Origin of the sequence: Brevibacterium sp. H602, from assembly GCF_051172395.1 — a bacterium.
Lineage (GTDB): Bacteria > Actinomycetota > Actinomycetes > Actinomycetales > Brevibacteriaceae > Brevibacterium.
This window is the reverse complement of the sequence record NZ_JBPIZD010000025.1, coordinates 40,537-46,549: the sequence shown is the minus strand read 5'-3', so window position 1 is coordinate 46,549 and position 6,013 is coordinate 40,537. Positions and strand designations below refer to the sequence as shown.

The window sequence follows — 6,013 nt, the reverse complement described above, 5'->3', positions numbered from 1 at the left end:
TTGCTGCGCCGCCGTCAGGTAGTAATTAGGGGGTGCGGAGGGTTCTTGCCAGCTCGCGGCGCTTCGCCTGCTCCTTCGGGTCCGGGACCGGCAGCGAGGCGATGAGTCGCTTCGTGTAGTCCTCCTGCGGCGCACCGAGCACCTGCTCACCCGTGCCCTCTTCGAGCAGCTCGCCGTGGAAGAGCACGCCGATGCGGTCGGAGAGCATATCGACCACGGCAAGGTCGTGGCTGATGAACAGGGCCGCGAAGTCGAAGCGGTTCTGCAGCTCGACGAAGAGCTCGAGGACCTTCGCCTGCACGGACACATCGAGCGCCGAGGTCGGCTCATCGGCGATGAGCAGCTCCGGATCGAGCGCCAGACCGCGCGCCAACGACGCCCTCTGCCGCTGACCGCCGGAGAGCTCGTGCGGATACCGCGCCGCATAGGCCTTCGGCAGCTGCACGGAATCGAGGAGTTCGAGCACTCGCTGCGACCGGTCGTTCGCGCTCATCTCCCGACGGTGGATCGCGAACGGTTCGGCGATGCACTCCCCGATCGACAGATGCGGATTGAATGAGGCCGCCGGGTCCTGGAACACGAACCCGATCCGTCGCCGGATCTTCGAGAACTCACGCTCCTTGAACCCGACCATCTCGTGCCCGAGGACGGAGAGGCTGCCGCCGCTGGCCCTGGTCAGGCCCGCAATCGCGCGTCCGATCGTCGTCTTGCCCGACCCCGACTCACCGACGAGCCCGTAGACTTCGCCGGCCCTGATGTCGAAGCTGACCTTCTTCACCGCGTGGAAGTCCGACTTGCCGATCCCGCCCGGATAGACGATATCGAGCTCGCGCGCGGTCACGATCGATTCGCGTGCGTCCCCGTCCTTCGCCGAGGCGGTCCCGCCTGAGGTCTCCCCCGTCGAGGCGACCCCACCCGAGGCCTCCCCCGTCGAGTCAGTGCGCGCTGAGGCGGCGGCCGCCTTGCGGCTGCCGGCCACGGTCGAACCGATCCGCGGCACAGCGGCGAGCAGTTCCCGCGTGTACTGCTCTTGAGGATCGTTGAACAGCTGCTCGACGGTCGCGACCTCGACGAGGTCGCCGCGCAGCATCACGGCCACGCGATCGGCGAGGTCGGCGACGACGCCCATGTTGTGGGTGATGAGCACGATGGCGGTGCCCGTCTCGTCGCGCAGCTCACGCAGCAGGTCGAGGATCTCCGCCTGCACGGTGACGTCGAGGGCGGTGGTCGGCTCGTCGGCGACGATGAGCTTCGCCCCGAGAGCCAGGGCCATGGCGATGACGATACGCTGCTTCTGCCCGCCCGAGAACTGGTGCGGGTAGTAGTCGAAACGGCTTTCGGCATCGGGGATCCCGACCTGCCGCATGGCCTTGACGACGCGCGCCTTGAGTTCGGCTTTGCTCGCCTTCTTATCGTGCGCGCGCAGACCTTCGGCGATCTGCCACCCGACCGTGAAGACGGGGTTGAGCGCCGTCGACGGCTCCTGGAAGACCATCGCCACATCCCGGCCGCGCATGGCCCGCAGCTCGTCGGCGGAGACGCTGAGCACGTTCGCACCTGAGATGACGATGGCCCCGGTTCGCTGCGCCGTCTCGGGCAGCAGACCGAGGATGGACCGGGCTGTCACGGTCTTACCGGACCCCGACTCGCCCACGATCGCCAGCACCTCACCGGGCGAGACGCTCAGCGACACGTCCTTGACGGCGTGGACGTCCCCGCCATCGGTGGAGAAGGTGACGTCGAGACTGTCGACATCGAGGATGCTGCCCGTCGCCGAGGCGGCCTGCTCGTGTTTCTGCTTGCTCATGCCGTGACCTCCGCGGGCTTGACGTTCTTGACCTTGGCTTTGCGACGCACGCGCAGACGCGGGTCGTTGAGGTCGTTCATCGACTCACCGACCAGGGTGATTCCCAGCACCGTGAGCACGATGGCCACGCCCGGGAACACCGCCGTCCACCACACGCCGGAGGTGACGTCCGGCAGTGCCTTGTTGAGGTCGTATCCCCATTCCGACGCCGAGGTGGGTTCGATGCCGAATCCCAGGAACCCGAGTCCGGCCAAGGTCAGGATCGCCTCGGAGGAGTTGAGTGTGAAGATCAGCGGCAGGGTCCGCGTGGCGTTGCGGAAAATATGCTTGGAGATGATCCGCGTCTTCGAGGCGCCGAGGACGATCGCCGATTCGACGAACGGCTCGGCCTTCAGCCGCAGGGTCTCGGCACGGACGACGCGGAAGTACTGCGGGATGAAGACGACCGTGATCGAGAATGCGGCCGCGGCGATGCCGCCCCACGCACTCGACTGACCGCCGGAGATCGCAATCGACATGACCAGCGCCAGCAGCAGGGTCGGGAAGGCGTAGACGGCATCGGCAATCACGACGAGGATGCGGTCGAGCCATCCGCCGATGTAGCCGGAGACGAGACCGAGGATGACACCGGCGAAGATCGACATGACCACGGCCACGACGATGACGGCCACTGCGGTCTGGGCGCCCCAGACGACACGGGAGAAGACATCGTAGCCGCCGACGGTCGTGCCCCAGATGTGGGTGCCGCCGGGTGGCAGCTTCGACCCGAAGTTGCCTTCGGAGGTGCCCAGCTGGTTGAAGCCGTACGGGGCGATGAGCGGTGCGAAGATCGCGCAGATGAGCACGATTCCGCAAAGCACGAGACCGGTGATGAGCATTCCGCGCTGCAGCCCCACGGACTGGCGCAGATGCGAGATGATCGGCAAGCGGGAGAACCAGGATTTCTTTGCCCGGTCGTCGAACGCCACTGCCGGGACTCCGGAGCCGGGTGCCTCCTCGGCGAAGGTCTGGGCTTCTTCAACTGGGCCCTGGTTCTGCGGGTTGTCTGGAGTGGACATCAGTACCTCACTCTCGGGTCGATGAACGCGGCGATGACGTCGACGAGGAAGTTCGTGACCGCGACGATGACGGCGAGGAACACGACGATTCCCTGCACTGCCACGAAGTCACGAGCGGTCAGGTACTCGGCGAGTTTGAAGCCGAGCCCCTTCCACTCGAACGTCGTCTCGGTGAGCACGGCGCCGGCGAGCATGAGCGCGATCTGCATACCCATGACCGTGATGATCGGGATCAGCGCGGGACGGTAGGCGTGCTTGGTGACCAGGCGGTATTCGGAGATTCCGCGGGATCGACCGGAGTCGACGTACTGCTGCTCGAGCGTGCCGATGAGGTTCGTGCGCACGAGCCGGAGGAACACTCCGGCGGTGAGCACGCCGAGCGCGATCGCCGGCAGCACCGCATGGGCGAGCACGTCGCCGAGGACCGAGAAGTTGCCGATGCGCAGGGCGTCGATGAGGTAGAACCTCGTTGGGCCGACGACACCGGACATGATGTATTCGGTCTCTGTGGTGCCGCGGCCGGCGACGGGCAGGATCGGCAGGAACACGCCGAAGACGAGTTTGAGGATCATGCCCGCGAAGAACACCGGGGTCGCATAGCCGAGAATCGCGAGCACACGCAGTGCCGCGTCCGGGGCCTTGTCGCGGTGGTAGGCGGCGAGCATGCCCAGCGGGATGCCGAGGATGAACGCGACGATGAGCGCGTAGAAGACGAGTTCGACCGTCGCTGCTCCGTAGTTGAGCAGGATCGACGAGACCGGCTGCCCGTCAGAGACGGCGGTGCCGAAGTCGCCCTTGAGCAGATTGCCCAAGTATTCGAAGTACTGGACGAGGATGGGCCGGTCGTAGCCGGCGGCATGGACGCGTTCGGCCAGTTGGGCCTTCGTCAGGCGTCCGCCCAGCGCTGCGGTGATCGGGTCACCGGTGATGCGCATGAGGAAGAACACCAGAGTGGTGAGAATGAAGATGGTGGGAATGATGAGCAGGAAGCGGATGAGGACATAACGTCCCAGACCGCCTCCCGAGGGCTTCTTGACCGAGACCGAAGTCTCGGCGGCCTCAGCCCCTGGTTCGCTGATGGCAGCAGACATGTGTTCCTTATGGGATGTGTTTCGATGCGCCAGCGGCAGGGGACACCTCGGCGAGGGTCACTTCAGGTGTACGGACCTGACCGCGGACGCGCCACGAGGTGCAGGCGGCCTGATCGGCTCACCTGCACCTCGTGTGGGTGATCACTTGCTCAGCAGTGCCAGACGGAACTGGAAAGCGGGGTCGAGGGTGTCATCGACGCCCTTGACGTCCTTGCCGGACACGGCGATCTGGTTGCCCTGCAGCAGCGGCAGGGTCGGCAGTTCGTCGGCCAGCTCACCCTGGATCTTCTTCAGGGCATCTTCGCGCTTGCCCTCATCAGCGATCGAGGACTGAGCGTTGAGCTCCTTGTTCATCGCTTCGTCACGGTAGTGGTTGGCGAGGAACGACGGAGTCTCATCCGTGTCGTAGAAGAACGGCACGAGGTAGTTGTCGGCATCCGAGTAGTCCGGGAACCAGCCCAGCTGGTACATCGGGTAGACGTCGTCGGTGCGGTCCTTCGAGTACTGCACCCACTCGGTCGACTGCAGCTTGACCTTGAACAGCCCGGTCTTGTCCAGCTGGTCCTTGACCAGGGCGTATTCATCACCCGAGGAGGGACCGTAGTGGTCGGGGTTGTACTGTAGCTTGAGTTCGACCGGGGTCTTGACCCCGGCATCCTTGAGCGCCTTCTTCGCCTTCTCGACATCGGCGCCGCCCTTGCCGTCGCCGTATTCGGACTTCAGCGGTTCGTCGGAGCCGGGAAGCCCGTCGGGCACGTGCGAATACAGCGGTGTGAAGGTGTCCTTGTAGACCTGGCTGGCGATCGCCTGACGGTCGACGGAGTCGGCCATGGCCTTGCGGACGGCGAGCGCCTTCTTCTCGTCGGCGTCGTCGGTCTTCGCACCGAAGGGCATCGTGTCGTAGTTGAACACGATGTAGCGGATCTCGCCGCCGGGCCCCTTGTGGACCTTGAGGTCCTCGTTCTTGCCGAGGTCCTCGACGTCGGTGGCCGAGAGCGAACGCCAAGCGACGTCGATGGTGTTCTCCTGGACGTCGAGCTTCATGTTGTTCGCGTCCGAGTAGTACTTCATCTGCACGGTCTCGGTCTTCGCCGGCTCGATGAAGCCCTTGTAGTCCGGATTGGCCTTGTAGGTGATCAGCTCGTTGAACTTGAAGCCGTCGATCGTGTACGGGCCGGCGAAGGCCTTCCCGTCGACGATCTCCTGGTCCTTCGTGACCTTGTCAGCCGAGAACACGTCTTCATCGACGATCGGTCCGGCAGCGCTGGCCAGGACTCCGGGCCAGGTCTGGTCGTTCTTGCGCTTGAGGTTGAAGACGACGGTCTTCTCATCCGGGGTCTCCACGGACTTCAGGCCGCCGAGCAGAGAAGAGGGCCCGTTGGGGTCCTGGATCTTCAGCTGACGGTCGAAGGAGAACTTCACGTCCGAGGAGGTCAGTTCGTTGCCGTTGGCGTACTTGAGTCCGTCCTTGAGCTTGACCTCGTACTTCGTCGGCTCAGTGAAGTCAGCGGACTCGGCGATCGAAGGGTTGAGCTCGGCCGTACCCGGCTTGTAGGCGAGGATGTACGGGTAGATCTGCTGTTCGACGAGCGAGCTTCCGTTGTCGTACGCAGCAGCCGGGTCGAGAGCCACGACCTTGTCCGTGGTTCCGACCGTGAGCATTCCGCCTTCGTCGTCCCCGCCGCCGCCTCCGGTCGTCGAGGTCGAGCAGGCGGAGAGGAGCAGAGCGCCGGCCGCAGCGATGGCCACGGCCTTTGCACCAGTTCGTCGTTTCATGGTGTTCCTGTCTTTCACAAGTGCTCTTCGTGTCTTCTTTGCGCGAAGAGATCCGCACCACATCTTACGGTTCCCGTCCCAAATAGTGAACTGACGCACATGAAGTGACTCAGTTCGCAACGACTTCGCGACAATTCGCCGAGGCGGCCCAACCGACACACCGAAACGCCCCTTGCCGCAATGGCTGAGATTCCTTCCGGCGTCGCGACTCACAGCTCCCGCCCCTGCCGCGCAACGCTCCCCGGCCCAACGAATCCCCCGGCTCCGACGTCGACAGCGCA

4 protein-coding genes are annotated in these 6,013 nt (G+C 64.7%); all 4 read right to left on the bottom strand.

The window, feature by feature from the left end:
* Positions 1 to 25 precede the first annotated feature (25 nt).
* The 4 genes from ACSBQT_RS15595 to ACSBQT_RS15580 all read right to left on the bottom strand — a co-directional run bounded on the left by ACSBQT_RS15595 (position 26) and on the right by ACSBQT_RS15580 (position 5,732).
* Positions 26 to 1,807, bottom strand: coding sequence for a dipeptide ABC transporter ATP-binding protein (locus tag ACSBQT_RS15595; protein ID WP_435002060.1), 1,782 nt, complete (start codon positions 1,805 to 1,807; stop codon positions 26 to 28).
* Positions 1,804 to 2,865 (bottom strand): ABC transporter permease, encoded by a 1,062-nt coding sequence (locus ACSBQT_RS15590; RefSeq protein WP_410708980.1) that lies wholly within the window; start codon positions 2,863 to 2,865, stop codon positions 1,804 to 1,806. The genes ACSBQT_RS15595 and ACSBQT_RS15590 overlap by 4 nt, the downstream gene beginning before the upstream one ends.
* Positions 2,865 to 3,956 (bottom strand): ABC transporter permease, encoded by a 1,092-nt coding sequence (locus ACSBQT_RS15585; RefSeq protein WP_410708981.1) that lies wholly within the window; start codon positions 3,954 to 3,956, stop codon positions 2,865 to 2,867. Before ACSBQT_RS15585 ends, ACSBQT_RS15590 begins: the two co-directional genes overlap by 1 nt.
* Positions 3,957 to 4,097: 141 nt before the next feature.
* Positions 4,098 to 5,732 carry an ABC transporter substrate-binding protein gene (locus ACSBQT_RS15580; RefSeq protein ID WP_410708982.1) on the bottom strand — a complete coding sequence of 545 codons (1,635 nt, stop codon included), beginning with the start codon at positions 5,730 to 5,732 and terminating at the stop codon, positions 4,098 to 4,100.
* Between the last annotated feature and the right edge of the window lie 281 nt (positions 5,733 to 6,013).